At 62.2% G+C, this 17650-nt stretch carries 20 protein-coding genes, 1 tRNA gene and 1 pseudogene; 11 read left to right on the forward strand and 11 right to left on the reverse strand.

Annotation, left to right across the window (positions count from 1 at the left end):
• Window positions 1–11: 11 nt before the first annotated feature.
• From AB0I57_RS02725 to AB0I57_RS02740, 4 genes are all read left to right on the forward strand, one after another.
• The gene (locus AB0I57_RS02725) at window positions 12–725 is read left to right on the forward strand and encodes a septum formation initiator family protein (RefSeq protein WP_358329469.1); all 714 of its coding nucleotides are present in this window, start codon (window positions 12–14) and stop codon (window positions 723–725) included.
• The gene (locus AB0I57_RS02730) at window positions 722–1276 is read left to right on the forward strand and encodes a DUF501 domain-containing protein (RefSeq protein ID WP_358329472.1); all 555 of its coding nucleotides are present in this window, start codon (window positions 722–724) and stop codon (window positions 1274–1276) included. Before AB0I57_RS02725 ends, AB0I57_RS02730 begins: the two co-directional genes overlap by 4 nt.
• Window positions 1273–2217, forward strand: coding sequence for a Ppx/GppA phosphatase family protein (locus tag AB0I57_RS02735; RefSeq protein ID WP_358329475.1), 945 nt, complete (start codon window positions 1273–1275; stop codon window positions 2215–2217). Before AB0I57_RS02730 ends, AB0I57_RS02735 begins: the two co-directional genes overlap by 4 nt.
• A 50-nt stretch (window positions 2218–2267) precedes the next feature.
• Window positions 2268–2341 (forward strand) — tRNA-Leu (locus tag AB0I57_RS02740).
• A 15-nt stretch (window positions 2342–2356) separates the two neighbouring features.
• Here the strand turns inward: AB0I57_RS02740 and AB0I57_RS02745 are convergent.
• On the reverse strand, window positions 2357–2884 hold the full coding sequence (locus AB0I57_RS02745) for a tyrosine-type recombinase/integrase (protein ID WP_358333076.1): 528 nt from the start codon (window positions 2882–2884) through the stop codon (window positions 2357–2359).
• 52 nt (window positions 2885–2936) lie between these two features.
• On the opposite strand from AB0I57_RS02745, the gene AB0I57_RS02750 reads away from it, so the two are divergent.
• Window positions 2937–3569, forward strand: a complete 633-nt coding sequence (locus tag AB0I57_RS02750) for a metalloregulator ArsR/SmtB family transcription factor (protein WP_358329478.1) — start codon at window positions 2937–2939, stop codon at window positions 3567–3569.
• Window positions 3556–4827 carry an MFS transporter gene (locus AB0I57_RS02755; protein WP_358333079.1) on the forward strand — a complete coding sequence of 424 codons (1272 nt, stop codon included), beginning with the start codon at window positions 3556–3558 and terminating at the stop codon, window positions 4825–4827. Before AB0I57_RS02750 ends, AB0I57_RS02755 begins: the two co-directional genes overlap by 14 nt.
• On the opposite strand, the pseudogene AB0I57_RS02760 reads toward AB0I57_RS02755, so the two are convergent.
• The 3 genes and pseudogenes from AB0I57_RS02760 to AB0I57_RS02770 all read right to left on the reverse strand — a co-directional run bounded on the left by AB0I57_RS02760 (window position 4775) and on the right by AB0I57_RS02770 (window position 6791).
• A pseudogene (locus AB0I57_RS02760) lies at window positions 4775–6096 on the reverse strand (cysteine desulfurase family protein). The gene AB0I57_RS02755 and the pseudogene AB0I57_RS02760 overlap by 53 nt on opposite strands.
• The gene (locus AB0I57_RS02765; RefSeq protein WP_358329481.1) at window positions 6074–6448 is read right to left on the reverse strand and encodes a hypothetical protein; all 375 of its coding nucleotides are present in this window, start codon (window positions 6446–6448) and stop codon (window positions 6074–6076) included. Before AB0I57_RS02765 ends, AB0I57_RS02760 begins: the two are co-directional and overlap by 23 nt.
• 16 nt (window positions 6449–6464) lie before the next feature.
• Entirely contained in the window at window positions 6465–6791 is a 327-nt protein-coding gene (locus AB0I57_RS02770) for a hypothetical protein (RefSeq protein ID WP_358329484.1), read from the reverse strand.
• Window positions 6792–6927: 136 nt separating this feature from the next.
• Here AB0I57_RS02770 and AB0I57_RS02775 point away from each other — a divergent pair, with 136 nt between their 5' ends.
• Together AB0I57_RS02775 and AB0I57_RS02780 are read left to right on the forward strand one after the other, a co-directional pair.
• Window positions 6928–7611, forward strand: a complete 684-nt coding sequence (locus tag AB0I57_RS02775) for a metalloregulator ArsR/SmtB family transcription factor (RefSeq protein WP_358329487.1) — start codon at window positions 6928–6930, stop codon at window positions 7609–7611.
• A 41-nt stretch (window positions 7612–7652) separates the two neighbouring features.
• Complete coding sequence (locus AB0I57_RS02780; protein WP_358329490.1) at window positions 7653–8057, forward strand: MerR family DNA-binding protein; 405 nt, start codon at window positions 7653–7655, stop codon at window positions 8055–8057.
• Here AB0I57_RS02780 and AB0I57_RS02785 read toward each other — a convergent pair.
• The 3 genes from AB0I57_RS02785 to AB0I57_RS02795 form a co-directional block, all read right to left on the reverse strand.
• Entirely contained in the window at window positions 8035–8472 is a 438-nt protein-coding gene (locus AB0I57_RS02785; RefSeq protein ID WP_358329493.1) for a hypothetical protein, read from the reverse strand. The two genes, AB0I57_RS02780 and AB0I57_RS02785, sit on opposite strands and share 23 nt — an antisense overlap.
• Before the next feature lie 558 nt (window positions 8473–9030).
• On the reverse strand, window positions 9031–9438 hold the full coding sequence (locus tag AB0I57_RS02790; protein ID WP_358329496.1) for a DUF1330 domain-containing protein: 408 nt from the start codon (window positions 9436–9438) through the stop codon (window positions 9031–9033).
• Between the two features lie 140 nt (window positions 9439–9578).
• A complete protein-coding gene (locus tag AB0I57_RS02795; RefSeq protein WP_358329499.1) occupies window positions 9579–10490 on the reverse strand; it encodes an SDR family NAD(P)-dependent oxidoreductase in 912 nt (303 codons plus the stop codon).
• Between the two features lie 263 nt (window positions 10491–10753).
• Between AB0I57_RS02795 and AB0I57_RS02800 the strand changes: the two genes are divergently transcribed.
• Window positions 10754–11662: an alpha/beta hydrolase gene (locus tag AB0I57_RS02800; RefSeq protein WP_358329502.1), complete on the forward strand. Its 909-nt coding sequence runs from the start codon at window positions 10754–10756 to the stop codon at window positions 11660–11662.
• Window positions 11663–11880: 218 nt separating this feature from the next.
• Window positions 11881–12333: a YiiD C-terminal domain-containing protein gene (locus tag AB0I57_RS02805; RefSeq protein WP_358329504.1), complete on the forward strand. Its 453-nt coding sequence runs from the start codon at window positions 11881–11883 to the stop codon at window positions 12331–12333.
• Window positions 12334–12425: 92 nt separating this feature from the next.
• Here the strand turns inward: AB0I57_RS02805 and AB0I57_RS02810 are convergent, their stop codons facing one another.
• A complete protein-coding gene (locus AB0I57_RS02810) occupies window positions 12426–13172 on the reverse strand; it encodes a class I SAM-dependent methyltransferase (protein ID WP_358329507.1) in 747 nt (248 codons plus the stop codon).
• A 392-nt stretch (window positions 13173–13564) separates the two neighbouring features.
• Here AB0I57_RS02810 and AB0I57_RS02815 point away from each other — a divergent pair, with 392 nt between their 5' ends.
• Window positions 13565–14026, forward strand: coding sequence for a GNAT family N-acetyltransferase (locus AB0I57_RS02815; protein WP_358329510.1), 462 nt, complete (start codon window positions 13565–13567; stop codon window positions 14024–14026).
• A gap of 114 nt (window positions 14027–14140) precedes the next feature.
• On the opposite strand, the gene AB0I57_RS02820 is transcribed toward AB0I57_RS02815, so the two are convergent.
• The 3 genes from AB0I57_RS02820 to AB0I57_RS02830 all read right to left on the reverse strand — a co-directional run bounded on the left by AB0I57_RS02820 (window position 14141) and on the right by AB0I57_RS02830 (window position 17534).
• Window positions 14141–14782: a hypothetical protein gene (locus AB0I57_RS02820; protein ID WP_358329513.1), complete on the reverse strand. Its 642-nt coding sequence runs from the start codon at window positions 14780–14782 to the stop codon at window positions 14141–14143.
• Complete coding sequence (locus AB0I57_RS02825; RefSeq protein ID WP_358329515.1) at window positions 14779–16743, reverse strand: multicopper oxidase domain-containing protein; 1965 nt, start codon at window positions 16741–16743, stop codon at window positions 14779–14781. Before AB0I57_RS02825 ends, AB0I57_RS02820 begins: the two co-directional genes overlap by 4 nt.
• A gap of 341 nt (window positions 16744–17084) precedes the next feature.
• Window positions 17085–17534: a hypothetical protein gene (locus tag AB0I57_RS02830; RefSeq protein ID WP_358329519.1), complete on the reverse strand. Its 450-nt coding sequence runs from the start codon at window positions 17532–17534 to the stop codon at window positions 17085–17087.
• Between the last annotated feature and the right edge of the window lie 116 nt (window positions 17535–17650).

The following is a 17650-nucleotide window of genomic DNA, read 5'->3' on the forward strand; positions in this document are numbered from 1 at the left end:
TGTGGGGGTAGGTGGCACAGCGCGGTAAGCCGCGACCGTCCGGATCAAGTCCGGGCGGTCGGGGGTCTCGGCGTGGTGAACGCTCGCGCGGACGTCGTGCGGACAGCGCTTCCGGTGGCCGCCGCTCCCGCTCTGCCAAGTCGACATCGAGAGAACGAGCCGACGGCAAGCCGAACAAAGTCGGCGGCTCGGACACCGGCAAAGTGCTCTCAGGTCGTGCGCCCCAGAAGAGGGTAGGCACGACCGGAGGGAAACGTAGTTCTCGGTCCGCGAACACGATCCTCGGATTGTCGACCAGCCAGGCACTGATCCTTGTGGTAGTCGTGCTGCTGCTCGCGCTTACTCTCGCGGTTCCGCTTCGCACCTATCTCACACAGCGCGGTGAAGCGGATCGCCTTGCAGCGGAACGGGTTCAACTCGAAGATGAACTGAACGACCTTCGGATTCTCCGGGAGCGCTATTCCGATCCGGTCTACATTGCAGCGGAGGCTCGCAGCCGACTCCGTTGGGTCAACCCTGGAGAGACACCGTTCCAGGTGCAACTGCCCGGCGACTACAAAGAGCCGGAGAAGCCGGAGGAGGAGGATCCCGCAACGTCGGGCCCCTGGTACTCCGACTTGTGGCACACCATTTCAGAACCCCCGGCGGCACCGGAGGTGGAGCCGGCCCCGGCGCCACCAGACGCGCCTCCGCTACCGCTAGAACCAGGAGAACCCACCGGGTGACCACTTCGTCCGACCAGTCCAGCCCAGTGTCGCAGGAAGACCTCGACGCTGTCGCGGCCCAGCTGGGGCGCGAACCACGTGGGGTGCTCGAAATCGCGTATCGCAGTCCAGACGGCACGCCCGGCGTTGTGAAGACTGCGCCGAAACTTCCTGACGGCACGCCGTTTCCGACGCTGTACTACCTCACGGATCCGCGGCTGACCGCGGAGGCCAGCAGGCAGGAGTCCGCCGGTGTGATGCGGGAAATGACCGAACGCCTCACGAAGGATCCGGATCTCGCGGCCGCGTATCTTCGTGCCCACGAGGCGTATCTCGCCGAGCGTGACGCCATCGAGCCACTCGGCACGAACTTCACCGGTGGAGGAATGCCGGAACGTGTCAAGTGCCTGCACGTGCTGATGGCTCATTCACTCGCAAAGGGACCGGGTGTCAATCCGTTGGGCGACGAGTCGGTGGCGCTGGCTGCCTCGTCGGCGGGAGGAAAGTTGAGGGGAACAGCGATTCCTGCCGATTGGCCTGGCATCGACGATGCCGAGAGCGCCGAACAGTGAGTCGGGTAGCTGCCGTCGACTGCGGTACGAACTCCCTTCGCCTGCTCATCGCCGATGTGGACGATCACGGTGTATTGCATGACGTGCATCGTGAGATGCGTGTGGTCCGGCTGGGACAGGGTGTGGACGCCACCGGACGTATGGCACCCGAAGCGATCGAGCGCACGCGAATCGCGTTGAGCGAGTATGCCAACATGATCGCCGACGCCGGCGCCACAGCCGCCCGCATGGTCGCCACGTCCGCAACCCGCGACGCGTCCAACCGGGAAGATTTCTTCTCGATGACCCGCGACGTGCTGGGGGCGGTGATCGCCGGAGTCGGAGCCGAGGTGATCACCGGCGACGAGGAAGCGCGGCTGTCATTCACCGGTGCCGTCGGGGAACTGGATGCCGCGCAGGGTCCGTTCGTGGTCGTCGACCTCGGTGGGGGGTCCACCGAAGTTGTACTGGGCGACGAATCCGGCGTCCATGCGGCCTTCTCCACCGACATCGGATGTGTACGGATCACTGAACGCTGCCTCCACGACGACCCGCCCACGCGCGCCCAGGTCGAAGAGGCGCGCGCCTTCGCTGAGGAACGTCTGGCCGAGGCCTTCGCCCGGGTGCCGGTCGAGCAAGCGCACACATGGGTGGGGGTTGCCGGAACGATGACCACGATCGCCGCCCTCGGCTTGGGCATGCCCGAGTACGACGCCGAGCAGGTGCATCTCTCCCGCATCACCTTCCAACGGCTGCGCGAGGTCTGTGAATCTCTGATCGCCATGACTCATGCGGAAAGGTCAGCGCTCGGACCGATGCACCCGGGACGGGCCGACGTGATCGGCGGCGGTGCCATCGTGACCCTGGCATTGGCAGAGGCTTTGGAAAAGAAGGCCGGAATCGATCACCTCGTCGTGAGCGAGCACGACATACTCGATGGAATCGCGTTGTCGATCTGCTGAGCTATTGTGATCTGCGCATGGTCGCGGGGTCTGACAGACTGCGACCGATGGCCCCTATAGCCCAATTGGCAGAGGCAGCGGACTTAAAATCCGCACAGTGTGGGTTCGAATCCCACTGGGGGCACAGCCGTTTCGCAGCTCAGCGAACTATTCGGAGATCGGCGACACCCGTTTCGATCGCCTCGGTACGCAGTCGGTACGCAGTATCTAGAGACTGCGCTACCGCGTCCAGGTCGTCGGGGAACAGGTGGCCGTAGCGGTCCAGCGTCAGCGTGGCCGTCTTGTGTCCGAGCATCCGCTGTACAACCTTGACGTTCGCACCTGCTGCAATTGCCAGCGACGCGGCCGTGTGACGCAGCTCGTGTGGTACGAGTCCAGACAGACCGGCCGCCTTCGTGGCCTTGTCGAACTGCCAACGCAATTCACCAAGGGGTAGAAACCCGCCCGCACGTCCTGGGAACACCAGGGCATCGCCCGCTTTGCCTTCAATCTCATCGACGAGGAACTCGAGCAGAAAAGCCGGTGCTGGTACCTCGCGCGCTGTGCGATTCTTCGTGCTTCCCTCGACGATGCCCTGGGCGCTGCGGTTGCTGAGGCGTGTACACGCAGGCGGGACCGCTCGAGGTCGACGTTCCCGTCCAACTCGCTTGCGCAGCCGACTAGTGATAAGTTCCTATTCCATGGATTTCGGGAATACGGGAGGAGCGGACAAATCGTCCGTGTTCGAATCCCTTGCGAAGGTCGTCAAGGCGATGGCCAACGGCCGCAGGTTGGAGTTGATCGAGTTGCTCGCCCAGGGTGAGCACTCGGTCGAGGCACTGGCTCGGATGTCGGGGATGGGCATGACGACGGTCTCGGCGCACCTGCAGACGATGAAGCAGACCGGACTGGTCAGGACGCGACGAGAGCGGACGACGATCTACTACCGCCTCGCCGGTGACGAAGTCGCCGAGCTGTATCTGGCGGCCAAACGAGTCGGGCTCCAAAGGTATCCGGACCTGCGGCAATCGCTGGTCGAGTACATGGAGCCTGTGGGTGGACCGTACACGCTGACGATCGACCGGTCGGCGGTGACGTCCGAGATGACCGTCGTCGACGTCCGCCCCCGCGAGGAGTTCGACGCCGGGCACTTCCCCGGCGCGATCTCGATCCCACTGGACGAGCTCGAGGATCGGTTCGGCGAGATCCCGGTCGGCGCGGAAGTGGTTCTGTACTGCCGAGGCGAATTCTGCAGGCTGGCGCGGGAAGCTGCTCGGTGGCTGTGTGACCGCGGCATCGATGCCAAGGCCATGGACGAGGGTGTCATCGAGTGGCGCGGGACCAAGGAGGTCGACCTTGGTGTCGCGTTGTGACGCACACGTCGCGGAGGTAGCGGTCCCGGACGAGGCCGAACGCCGCCGCGTCCAGAAGCGCACCCTGATCGTCGTCGTCGTGAGTCAGGTCCTCGGCGGCGCCGGACTCGCGGCGGGGATCACGGTCGGTGCACTCCTGGCGCAGGAGATGCTCGGCTCGGACAGTCTGGCGGGTCTGCCCACCGCGTTGTTCACTCTCGGGTCGGCGCTGGCAGCCTTCCTGGTCGGTCGCATCACCCAAGCGCGTGGCCGGAGGGTCGGCCTCGGGTTGGGGTTCGGCGCCGGCGGTGTCGGCGCCATCGGCGTCGTGCTGGCCGCGGTGGCCGACAACGTGCCGCTGTTGTTCGTCTCGCTGTTCGTCTACGGAGCCGGTACCGCCACCAACCTGCAGGCACGTTATGCCGGAACCGATCTCGCACCCGAATCGCGGCGGGGCACCGCCATCAGTGTCGCGATGGTCTCCACGACCCTCGGCGCGGTAGCCGGACCGAATCTCGTCGAGCCGCTCGGTGACGTTGCGACGTCCCTCGGCCTGCCGGCGCTGTCGGGCCCGTTCCTCCTCGCCGCATTCGCCTATCTCGCGGCCGGCACGGCCCTGTTCGCGTTGCTGCGACCGGACCCGTTCGTGCTGGCGCGCCGGATCGAGCTGAACGCCCCCGTCACGGCCACCTCGGGCACTATCACCGCCAAGGTCGGCGCGGGCGCGTACGTCGGAGCCACCGTCATGGTCCTCACCCAGGTCGCGATGATCGCGATCATGACGATGACGCCCGTGCACATGCGCGCCCACCACCATGGCCTCGGCGAGGTCGGCCTCGTGATCGGTATCCACGTGGGCGCAATGTATCTGCCGTCGCTGGTGACCGGCATGCTTGTCGACAAGATCGGACGGCTCCCGATGGCCGCGGCGGCGGGCGTGACCCTGCTGCTGGCCGGCGTCACCGCCGCGCTCGCTCCTGGCGATTCACTCGCCCTGCTCATAGTGGCGCTCGCACTGCTGGGCATCGGCTGGAACTTCGGCCTGATCTCCGGAACCGCGCTGGTCGTCGACGCCACCGTCCCCGAGAACCGGCCCCGGACCCAGGGCACGGTCGACGTCGCGATCGCCCTCGCCGGCGCAGGCGGCGGCGCCATGTCGGGTGTGGTGATGTCGGCGACGGACTACTCGACGCTATCTCTCGGCGGCGGAATCCTGGCGCTGATCCTCATTCCCGTGTTGTTCTGGGCCCGGCGTGGACAGAGCAGAGCCGCAGCCTGATCGGGATTCCCGCAGGCGTCGATGCACCCCGGGCAGAGCCGGTGACCCGTCTCCTGCCCGGGGCGCATCTCGTCAGGATCGAATGGCTGACCGCTGTGCGGCAGATCAGTTGGGCCCTGGCGGCGGTGATGTCTGCGATCGTGGTGTAGCGGCCGATACCGAGCCGGATGGTGCGCGACGCCTGATCGCCGGTCAGGCCGATCGCCGCCAGAACGGGCGACGGCGTCGGGTCGGCGCTGTGACAGGCGCTTCCGGCCGAGAAAGCCAGGCCACGCGCGCCGGCCATGAGATCTGCCGCCGACACACCCGGCACGGTCAGGCTGAGGTTACCCGGAAGCCTGTGCGTGAGTGATCCGTTGACGGTGAGACCTGGGAGCGCTTCTTCGAGGCCTCGGAGCAACCCGTCCCGAAGGCTGCGGATGCGCGCCGCGTCGCCCGGTTGGGAGATTCGCGCGATGCGCGCGGCCGCGCCGAGAGCGACGATGCCCGCCACGTTCTCGGTCGATGCGCGCAGTCCCCGCTCTTGGCCGCCTCCGACGAGTTGCGGTTGCGGTATCGGCGCTCCCGCACGCACGTAGAGTGTTGCAACCCCTTTCGGCGCATACATCTTGTGGCCGACGAGGGTGAGCAGGTCCACGCCCAGCGCGTCGACGTCGACCGGGACGGTCGCGGGGCCTTGCGCGGCGTCGGTGTGGAGCACGATTTCTCGTTCGCGGGTGAGCTCGGATATCTGTGCGATCGGTTGGATCGTTCCGATCTCGTTGTTCGCCAGCATGATCGAGGCGAGCGCCGTGTCCGGACGGAGCGCACGGGCGAATGCTTCGGGGCGATCCGCCCGTCGGGTTCGACGGGTATCCGGTTGATCTCGAAGCCTTCCTGGCTCAGCCGGTCGCAGGTGGCCTGGGTGGCGGGGTGTTCGATGGCGCTGATGACGATGTGGTGTCCGCGTCCCTCGGCTCGTAGTGTGTGAGCAGTGCCGGTCAGCGCGAGGTGATTGCTCTCGGTTCCGGAGGCGGTGAAGACGATCTCCTCGGTGCGGGCGCCGACGAGGTGCGCGACGTCATCGCGGGCGTTGTCGAGTGCAGCCTTCGCGGCCAGACCGTAGCTGTGGCCGCTCGAGGGATTGCCGAACTCCGTTGTCAGATAGGGAAGCATAGCGTCGACGACGCGTGGATCGACGGGAGTGGTGGCCTGGTAGTCGAGATAGACCGGCCGGTCGCCGGTAGGTGCAACCGAGCTGGTGATCTCATCGAAGTCGAGGCGGGGCATGTCGTCCTCCCACGGTCGGTTCGGGCTCGTTCTTCGACGCGCCCGACGGTGTGCACCCGTGCACGGTCGCGCAGGGAAATTCGCCGAGGCCGGACGTGCCTGCGCCGTCGAGGTGGTCGTTGATGAGGATGTGGTCGACCTCGTGCGGCCAGAACCCCAGACGGCGGACGTGGTACTCGGCGGTCTTCGCCGGCCCACACTCGATATCGGGACGGCAGTCGGCGCCGGTGTCGACCAGGATCAACTCCCCAGCGATCTCGATCAGCAGACATCGGCAAGACTCGGCGTCAACGCGTGCGCGTTCCGCGCCCGGGGCGGCCCGCGGGCTGCACCTGAACTGATGCACCCGCACGGTTCGGCTCCTCGGGTCAGGCGCGGGTGTTCCAGCGCGAGAGCCACTCACGTTCCTGGGCTTCCTTCTCGGCGTGGAAGTCGGCGCTGGGCCCGTGCAGTGTCACTCGCGGTGCGGGAGTGGCCAGGAAGTCGCCCTCCCCCTTGGCGGCCATGCCGCCGCCGATCTCGACGTAGCATCCGCCGAGCCCGGTGAATCGAGTGTCGGGTGCGTCGTATCCGAGGTGTCTGGTTAGTACCCGTTCGGGACCGTCTGCCCGGCGCTGACCGAGATGACTGCGTCCGCGGAGTTGAATACGCGGACCTCGTTGAGCGGATCGGCTTCGAGCATCTGACGGCCCCATCGGATCCCGTTGAATGTCCGCTCGGTGCCGTAGGGCGGATCGTTGAGAACGAAGAGTTATTTCACCGGTTTCCCCAGGTACATAGCGTCTGTGGACATGTGATCGCGGGCACGGAGCGATACGACTACAATATTCCATGAGATATTGGAGAATCAAGGTGGATGACGTGCCGGACCGCAGAAAAGCTCTCTACGATCAGATCGCCCGAGTCGGCAAAGCCCTCGGCCACGGGGGCCGGTTGCAGATACTCGACCTCCTCGCACAGGGTGAGCGCACCGTCGAATCCATCGCCACAGCCACCGGCATGAACGTCACGACCGCGTCCGCGAACCTGCAAGCACTGAAAGCCAGCGGGCTGCTCGTGTCGCGACGCGACGGCACCCGCCAGATCTACCGACTCGCCGGCCGCGATGTGGCGCGGTTGTTCGCACTGGTCCAGACCGTCGCCGAGGCGCATCTTGCCGACGTCGCCGTCGCGGCCGCAGCCGTACTCGGGTCCCCGGACGACGCCATCACCCGCGACGAGCTGATCCGGCGCCGCGACGCCGGCGAGATCACCATCGTCGACGTTCGGCCCCACGAGGAGTACGACGCCGGCCACATCCCCGGTTCGATCAACCTCCCACTCGCAGATCTCGCCGACCGTCTTGACGACCTCCCCGCGGGACACGATGTCGTCGCCTATTGCCGAGGGGCGTACTGCGTCATGGCGCCGGACGCGGTGCGCATCGCACGCGAAACAGGGCGCAGCATCCAGCGACTCGACGAAGGCATGCTCGGGTGGCGCCTGGCCGGCCTACCCGTCGAGGCCCACGCATGAAAGCGAATGACCACGAAATACCCGAAGGGAGGCGAATCACGATGGACGGACAGACGGGGGCGTTCATACAGGCGGCGAAACAGGTCGGGCTCTCGCTCGACGAGATCCGTGAGTTGCTGGTGGTGTGGGAGCACCTTCCCTGCGCCGAAGTACGTGCGACGCTGCGTCCTCTGATAGCCACTCGCTTGAGCGAGGTCACCGCGCGGGTTGCCGATCTGGCTACCTTCTCGAGGTTTCTGCGTGACTCCCTGAGTCAACTCGACGATCCGCACCCGGCGAGGACGAACGCGATGGGAGCGGCAAGAGCGAGCGTGGTTCGGCCTATCGGCGGATCAAAACACGGGGACTGTTATGTCGCAGGCCTATCGCGTCCACCCGCGCCTCTTGACGGTGGTGATCTCGAAGCACGAGCCGGTGCCTGGGTTAGAACGCAAATGCGAAGTTGAGTCCGCCATAGCTGTCATAGCTCTCGTCCCGCGCAATCAGGGAGTCCTGCGGCGGGGCTCCGGTACTTCCCGAGAAGAGCGGAATGGAGACGCTGTAGATTGCGGCGTAAACGTAGGGCGAGTTGTCGTTGCTGATCGACGACCAGACGTAAGAGCCGGGATCGATGCGCTCGGTTATGGTTTCGCAGAAACGGGAACCGCCAACGTTTTCGGACAGGGTGACGTTCCCAAGCTCCCGCATGCCGAAGTTGTCGTAGTACGTCAATTCATTGCCGAACTGGTTGTCGCTACAGAACACGTAACGCACCTGCGATCCGGAGACTGTTGGGAGTGCCTGAGCTGTCGGAGCCGAGACAGCAGTGATACCGGCGAGCAGTCCGGCAGCGGCAGCCATGGTGGTGACACGTTTCTTCACGATTAACTCCTGATGTTCGATGGTTGGTGGACAGGGTGTCCGTTATTCCGAACGTGTTGCGATTACAGCATTTGCTGGAATCGCAACAGCCAATGCCGTTCTCAGGGAGATCCTTTGAGTGGACAGGCGTGATCATTCGCGTGTGACGCCGTCGCCGTCTCGGTCGAGTTTGTTGTGGACGGTAGCAGCTACACTGGGCGTCAACAGGATTGGAGTGCGCACGAACATGGCCGAGCGATCAAGCATTCTGCAGTCTTCCCCCAAAGTCTCGAGCGCTCAGATGGAGCGTTCTAGGGATCGTAGCGGTGGCGGCCATCGGGCCGGGCCGATTCGGGCGATTCCAGAATCATCGGCGGCTCGATGACAGACACTGCCCTGTGAAAAGAGCGGTACGGCGGCGCAATCGGGCAGATCGAGGACATCGCCGCATGGATGGGTCATGCGTCGGCCGCGCTCGCGCTCCCGGCGTATGCGCGTTCGCAGGATCCCGCGCTGCCACAGTCCGCGAGTTCCGTTTCAGTTGTGACAGTCAGCTTCGAACAACTTCAACAACCAGCGTCACGCCTGGTTCACACGTATCAGCAATTGGCCTTCGAGGCCGGCGGTTCGGTGGACGCCGATCTCAGCAACCTCAGGCAATGTGGCGATACGGACGAAGTCTGCAGCTGAGGGGTATTCGACCAGGCCACAGACGTCCCACATATCTTCGACGTCGCCGATCACCAACGAGGTGATCTGTCCGAGAAACACAAACCTGCCGCCGTTCTCCTCGACGACCTTCTGCATCGCAGTGGCGTATATCTGGTACGCCTCACGCCCGGTCAGTGTTGTCGAGCGGCCATCGCTGTAGACCGCCTTGTCACGAAACCTGAGTAGGTTGAGCATCACGACCGGCTCATCGGACACCACCGCACTCAGCGCCCCGATGCGTTCAACGCTGGGGTAGACAGCATTTTCGACCTGCATTTCCCGAGCTCCTCACCATGTCATGCCGTGTTCCGCGGCAATAGCCGTGGTCCCCCTCACCATTGTGAGATCTTCCCGAGGAAGGTGCATACCGTGGCGAGTGCGGCAACCTGCGGCGCGCCCTTCGGTAGATCGCGCTACTACACCGGGAAGGTGACGTCGGTCAGCTCTTCGGAGGCGTCCCAGAGTCGGCGCTGGATGTCAGTATCGTGTGATTGTGCGCTGGATTCAACGAGTTTCGGGTGGCCACGCATCTCGCGAAAGCCATCCGGGCCGTAGTACTGGCCGTTTCGCACACTGGGATCGGTTGCCGCGCGCAACGTCGGCAGCGCACCCATGGCTGCGCTCTGCGCCACCAGTCCTGACAGAAACTCGAGAGGTGGCCTGACGATGCCCGGAATGTTGCGGGTGAGCTCGGTGTTGGAGCCGCCGGGGTGAGCAGCCACCGCGATCGTCTGGGCGTCCTTGTCCTGGAGCCGGCGCGCCAGTTCGTAGGTGAACATCAGGTTGGCCAGTTTGGCCTGTCCGTAGGCGTCCACCCTGTTGTAGTTTCGCTCCAACTGCAGGTCGTCGAAGTGAATTTTGGCGCGGATCCGATGACCCAGGCTGCTGATCGTCACCACACGCGACCCCTCGACCGACAGCATGTTCTCGAGCAGCTGGCCGGTGAACGCGAAGTGACCGAGGTGGTTGGTGCCGAACTGCAACTCGAAGCCGTCTTTCGTGGTGGCCTTGGGGGTCCACATGACGCCCGCGTTGTTGATCAGCAAATCGATGCGCGGATGGTTGGCGCGCAGCTCCTCGGCGGCCTCATGGATGTTCTCCAGCGAGGTGAGGTCGAGTTGCTGCAGCGTGACGCTGGCGTCAGGAATAGCCGTCTTGATGCGGTCGGCCGCTTGCTTGCCCTTCTCGAGGTTGCGCACCGCCAATACGACATGGGCGCCCCTGGCGGCGAGAACGGCTGCGGTCTCGTAGCCGAGGCCAGTGTTGGAGCCGGTGATGATGACGACCCTGCCGGACTGATCGGGCACGTCGGCCGCGGTCCACTTCATGGCGATCCCCCTTGCTTCTTTGCCGTTCCGAATCTGACTGACTGTGACGTACATTTTAATGATGGCGGGTCAGCTGGCCATGTGCATGCCGACAGCCGAGGGGGTAGACCGCCTGTGACCCTGCCAGGCACCAATATTGCCGTCGCGTAGCGAAACGAAATCGATCGCAGGCATCAGCAGACCGCTGATGATTCGCTCGCCGTCCACTGACTGCGTGTACGACAAGACGTTTCAAACGCTCATGCCGTAACGGGAGGACCGCAATGACCGACACCGCAGCACCCACAGGAGCCCAGATCGCTGAGATGGTCGCACGTGGCCTGGCGTTCCCCGAACGAACCCCGATCCTGAAACGTCCCGACAGCGTTGGCCTCGACTACGAGGACATCTTCTTTCCTGCCCTCGATGGCACCGTATTGGAGGGATGGCTGATTCCCGCCGACTCCGAACGCGTCGTGATCTGCAACCACTTCGGCCCGGCCAATCGGCAGGGTTACCCGGGCCACCTGGAGGGCTGGAACAGCTCCAACGGCGTCGAGGTCGACTTCCTGCCCAAGTACAAGGCCCTGCACGAGGCCGGCTACAACGTGTTGGCATACGACCTGCGCAACCACGGCCTCAGCTCGTCCGGGGCCGGCGGCATCTGCGCCACCGGACTGATCGAATGGCGCGACGTCATCGGCTCCCTGCGATACATCCGATCGCGCCCTGACACCAAAGACATGGCGATCTCGCTGCAGAGCATGTGCATCGGCGCCGACTCCACCTTCGTTGCCATGGCCCATAAACCGGCAGAGTTCGACGGCGTGCGCTCGATGATCGCCATCCAGCCACTGACCGGCCGCAGCTTCGCCGAACGCGCTTTGGAAGCCATGGGAGCACCTGAGGCCATCGGACACTTCGAAACCGCCATCCAACTTCTGACCAGCTTCGAGGTCGACGACTACGACATGACCCGCTACGCGACCGCAGTCACCATCCCAACCCTCGTCGTGCAAGTCCGCGACGACCTCATGACCCGTGAAGTTGACGTCCAAGCGATATACGACGCCATTCCCGCCGTGGACAAGGAAATGTTCTGGATAGGCGATACCGTGATCCGCCATCATGGCTACACCTACTTCGCCGACCATCCCAAGAAGATGATCGACTGGTACAACGCACACCCATAGCCCAGGTGGAGTCGGCTTCTCGGTCGTTGAGATTGCCTGGGTCGCGGGTGCGTTACCCCAGTGCTTCTCCGGCACGTGTGTGGTGCATGGGTTGCCTGTTTCGCGTGAGGCGATATGCTGCGGGGGCGATAAGCGGTAACAAGTTCTTACAAGTACCCCAGCGCTGATCCGCCGCGGGTACGCACCATTACTCATGACAGCCGGATGCAGGAGGATCGGTGGCCGCGACAGATGCGATGAAGACAATGCCGTGGATTACGTGGCTCGACTTGGACACCGAACTCGGTGAGGACGGGTCGGTGCGGTCCATACTGCGTCGCCCCAAACCCGAGCACATAAACCACAATGGGGACGTCAATGCTCCGGTCATCTACGGCGTGGCCGAAGTCGCCGGAGCCGGCGCGGCGGTAGTGGCTGCCGGTGCGGCTGGAACTGGTGCGTACACCGTCATCCGTAGTGCGACGATTGCGTACCAGCGACCGGCGAATGGAGGCATCACTGCCAGTAGCAGGGTAGATCCGGCGGTGGCTGCAGACATACGGCGAACTCTTCAAGCCGGGGAGGGCTGTGACATCGACGTGGACGTCTCATTGACAGACGCAAGCGGAACGTATACTGGCGCTTGCAAATTCGTGGTCACTATGCGGCCGCGCAGGACCGATCGTGATTGATCGATCACTTCGGCCCAGTTCGTTGTGCCAATAGGTGCCGAAACGCGGTGCCAGGTCGTGTCGCACTGGTCTGCAAAATCGACGTCGGATCTCTACATCTTGACGCAGTCGATGAGGGCAATCGGCGGATAGTTGAGGAAGTCATCCCAGTAGTCGACTTCATGTACATCGACTGAGGGGTCCAGCTCGGGCGTGTGTAGCTTGAAATGGCGAAAGCCGGCGGCGTTCAATTCTGACTCGTAGGAATCAGCCGACATGTGATACGTGTCGAGCGTGAGCGACGAATCGCTGAGATCGAACTTGAACTGCAGCGGGGCGCCGTCGGGTTCCAGTTCCGCCAATATGACCTCGAAACCGTACTTTTTGTAGTTCGGGATCGGGTGAAACGACTCCAGACCGGGGTTACTCGTGACGGTGACAAAACGGCTGCCCGGTTTGACGCGACTGGCCACGCCCTGGCACATTCGTGCGAGTTCGGTGCGGTCGCTCGCGTAGTCAAGCAGGTAGGCAGCCACGGCCATATCGAAATCCTGCTGAGGCACTGCCGATCGGGCGTCTTCGACCCGATACTCGATGCCCAGTGGTTGTCGTTCTTCCTGCTCGCGGGCCAGCGCGATCATGCGATCGGAAGTATCGATACCGACCACTTTCGAAACGCCGGATTGGCCGAGGATGCGGGTGAAATATCCTTCACCGCAGGCAACATCGAGCACCTTTTGTCCGCTGACATCTCCAATCAACTTCAGAAATGAGTAGGTCTCGATCTGCGAGCGCCAGGGTTGGGTTTTTGACTCCCGATACTGCTCGGCGATCCGTTCTTGGCTGTAGTCAGTTAGCACGACGACCGCCTTTCCAGGGTGTGTTGGGCTTGGTCCGTTGATCGGCTAGGGGTCTGGGTTGCAGCCCGCTGTCATGCGGTTGCACTGCAATCGTATTCGGCGTGTCGAGGGGGCTTCGGAATCCGCACGCGGCTCGTTTGACTCGGTCGACCGGCCCGTTGTGGCCCTCGGTGCCGACGTCGGCGATCCAGGGCGAAACGAGATGCAGCAGTGCATCGCAGTCGGTAGTCCGGTGTGGGTGTGCCCGGAGTTGCCGCAGGGGTGTGCACGGCGCCCGAGTTATTCGCTTGTGCCGCTCCTGCAGATTCCGGTACTCATGGGGTGATCTGCAAATCAACAGCTTGACGATAGTGAAGGGGGACAGTTTGGAGATTGGTCCGTACGACGGATCCATGCGTGACTTGATACTCGACCTGTCGATTCGGGCGTGGCGGCCCGTTTTCGCCGAACTCTCGAGGGCTGTTCCACCTTTCGTGTTCACCGCCTTCTACCCGCAAGGTTGGGAACGGCGACAGATCGAAGATCTCATGGACGTCCTCGACCGCGAAGGCGACATGGTGCACGTCGCAACGGAGAACGGCGTGCCTCTCGGTTGGGTCAGTGTGCGGCTCCATCCGAGCGACTCAATGGGTGAGATCTACGTCCTCGCCGTCGACCCTGAGCAGCAACGCCGCGGTATTGGTACCGCGCTGATGGAGCACGCGTTCGGTCTCGTGAGAAGAGCTGGGATGAGGATGATCATGGTCGAAACGGGAGACGATCCTGGGCACGGGCCTTCACGGGCTACATACGAGTCGGCCGGATTCAAGCGCTGGCCAGTCGCTCGATACTTCAAGGATCTGACAGTGGACTGACCCTGAACTTCGCTGGCGAAATCGGGTCGAGATGAGGGGCAGGCTTCAGCGATCGCTTCGGCAGGTCGCCCCGATTCTGAAAGTGCCTGGTGGCGGGTACTCGAGGGTGCCGCCTCAATCGTCTCCGACGTAGGTCAGCGCCCACTCTGGACTTCCAAATGCCTGGACGAGGAGTTTCGAACCCACGGTTGCCGAACCGATGTTTCCGATATGCGGACGGACTCCGCTATAGGTTCCTAGCCATCCTTGCCCCTCATTGGGGCAACGCAGCGTCAGAGTCAATGCTTCTCCGTCGTCGAGTCTGTGTCGACTGACGAATTCGCCGCCGGCGAGCAATTGAAACACTTCGTCGACACCCGTGCCGGTGGGTGCGATGTTCACGTGGAATCTGTCGAACCTGCTGTAGTCCTTACCTTCCAGGACTTGATGTAGCTGGGGGTAGCCGTAGCCCTCATTGGTGACGAATGTGGTGAGGGAACCTCCCCCAGGAACTTCCGGCGTGCGCCCAGCCTGCGCAACGATCTCCAGCAAGTGGTCCATCGGGAGCAGGAAGTGTTCCTTGACGCGTGCGACTTCTGCCTCTTCGAGCATGGGTTTCGCCAGGAGTGCGCGTACAGACGCGTCACGGTTCCGCAGATCGAGTGGCCAGACACCGACACCGATCTTCCGTAGTTCTGTGTTGATGTCCGAGAGTGTCTCAGGTTCGGCGCGGCGATCGGAGAATGTCAGCGATAGTCCCTTCTCCATGTAACTCACGACTCCGGAGTTACTTGGAATTTTCGCATCATGTCATAGTCTTCGTGAGTAATGATGTGGCAGTGCCAGACAAAATTTCCCGGACGGTCGAAATGGGCCACTAGGCGGGTGACCTGTCCGGCAAGCGCTAGGACGGTATCTTTTCTTCCCTGCTCATTGGGTTGAGGCAGCACAGGATCTCCGTTCAACCCGTGAAGATCGAGAGTAGCTCCCTGGAAGGTGCGATTGGGGTCGTCCATGAATTGCTGGGTTCTATTGACAAGATCACCATTGAATTCCTGACGATCGATCACTTGGAACTGCACCTGATGAATGTGCATGGGGTGCGCCGACCCGGTAGTGTTGTAGATTTCCCAAATCTCGGTGGAATTCTGTGGGACTATCTCGGTAGTTTCATCCATGAAAAAGAGCGAACCCGATTCCAATGTCCCCATGAGTACCAGGGTTCTATCCATGTCGTCGCGCAGGTTGAACAGCACGAGTTGCCTGACCGTTTGCGGATTGTCTCTGGGCAGCAGTTGTAGCGGTTCACGTAGCGGAATTGTTGGATCGAAGTTGATGGCCTGCGCTTCCGATTGCGGTCCCGCTTCTCCAATATCAAATCGCATGACCAGACCGGTTGATTCCGGGTCGGCGATAGTGGCAAGACCGCCCATGCCGTCCGAAATGACTCGATCTCCACCGGCGTTGTAGACCAGCTTCATGGAGTTTGCTGGTTCAGCCGGATCCACATAGCCGCGGAAGGGTAGTTCGGGACCGAGATTCTTCAGGATTATCTGCTGGTTGGCGCAATCGTTGAAGTCGACGATGATATCCATACGTTCCGCTGGTGTCACCACGAGCTGAGTGAGCCGAACCGGAGAGTTCAAGAACCCGCCGTCGGACCCGATCTGAAAGAACTCCATCCCGTTGTCGAACTCGAGGACATAACTGCGTGAGCTGGAGGCGTTGAGTAGACGCAGGCGGTACTTGTTTGGCTCGAGTTCCACTTTCGGCCAGGCCATCCCGTTGACAAGAATATGGGTTCCAAAAAATTCGTCGAGAACCGTCGGATCCGGCCAGTTGTCGGCAATGTCTTTTTGAATGATCGGATTGATCGGCTCACCGTGACGGCCGGGGTAATAGAGATTGCCTTCGTCATCGAAGAGGGCGTCGTGAATGACGATTTCGATCATGTGGTCATCATCGGGAATTATCGAGCCGTCAATGAGGCGGTCTTCGGTCGCATCTTTGATGAGGTACATGCCCGCCAACCCCGCATATGTGTTGAGGCGCGTCATACCCACCGTGTGGTCGTGATACCACAATCCGGCAGCTTCCTGAGTGTTGTCGTAAAAATAGACGGATTTGTCCCAGTCGGGACCGGTTGCTTGATATTCCTGCGTATACCAGGCCTCGGGATTCCCGTCACTTTCCGACTCTGTGTGACCCCCGTGTAAGTGGATGACAACGGGCTTTTGTTCGATGAATTCCGCGGTGGCGTTCGGAAGGTGGGGTATATGCAACGTCAAGTCTATTGGCAGAATGTAAGGCTCATCATTGGGTAACTGATTTCGCCATTCGACCTGAACATCTTCATTCGATCTGACGATGATGCTAGGTCCAGGTGCCGTTACCTGGCCTTGGTGTTCGAATCCGTAGACGGTAGTCATCATCTCGCTGCCGTCGGATGCCCGTAGACCGAGCCACTGCCGGCTCTCCATTATCGGCACCGTCAGAGTCATTCCTGCAGCAGCATAAATTCTGGCCGGCATCGGTAGTAGATTGCTGAACTTCTCCTGTGATGCAGGGTCCAACAGGGTTACAGATGTTGCGCCGCCACCAATTTCCGTCTGGTTGCTCGATGTACTGCATCCCGCAACGCCGAGACCGATGACGGCTCCGGTGGCGATTGATCCCTTCAAGAATTCCCGTCGTCCCACCATCGGATTCGCGGGTATGAGATTTGGCCGCTTTTTCACTGGTGTTCTCCGAACATGCGAGGGACACGAATCACTTCCGAGTGTAGGTGGGGTTGGTGTCGTCGCACTTGTAGCAATATGTCGGTGGATCGGATGCTGTCCGATTCCGAGCATGGTTCTACCTCGGCGGCGCTGGGCTGCTGCAGTGATGACAGGGGTAGGCGCCCACCGTGACCTGGCTTGATCGGTGATCGCGCGATAGATATCGATTCACAGAGTGCGCTGCTCGTGCGCGTGCTGAATTATCAGCGAGTTCTCAGCTGAGCCGATTCGATATTCGGCGAAAATGCGGCCGAGGATTTGAGGTCGAGCCGGCCTCGGGGCGAACTGGAGAGTCGCTGTCAGATTCCGTAGAAACTTCCGGAGGAGCCCCACGAGCCGAATTCAGATCCCTCCGTAACGGTGACGATGGTCGGCTCGGCGGTTTCTTCACCAGGGGACATGGGCGGGGCGGTTCCCCACAGCTCGGGCACGGGTAGGCCAAAGCATCCCCACTGCACCATGTACTGGCCGGGGCTGACCCTGGCGCGGAGCTCGATCTCTTCTCCCTCCAGAGCAGGCTCTGGGCCGACGACGGCGACTGGAACTGCCGAGTCAACATTTGTGACCCACATCGTGCAGGTCGCGGCGCCAACGGCATCGAACAGAATTCCCATGACCACCTCTCCCGCTGTTCCCGAGATGTCGATGTTGAGGTCATCGGGAGCAGCGGATGCGGTAGGCGCGGAAAAGAGCGTCAGGCCTGTCGACGCTGCGGCGATTCCTACAGTTCGGGCAATCGTCGTCTTCATAGGTGCATTTCTCCGAACGTCTGGTTTCCCATTGACAAGAGGTAAGACCCATCGGGGAGTATTCCACCTCGACCCTGGATCCATTGGGAAGCGCGCGGACCTCTCCCTCGAGATTC

The organism is Rhodococcus sp. NPDC049939 (assembly GCF_040656415.1).
In the GTDB taxonomy this organism is placed as follows: Bacteria; Actinomycetota; Actinomycetes; order Mycobacteriales; family Mycobacteriaceae; genus Rhodococcus_F.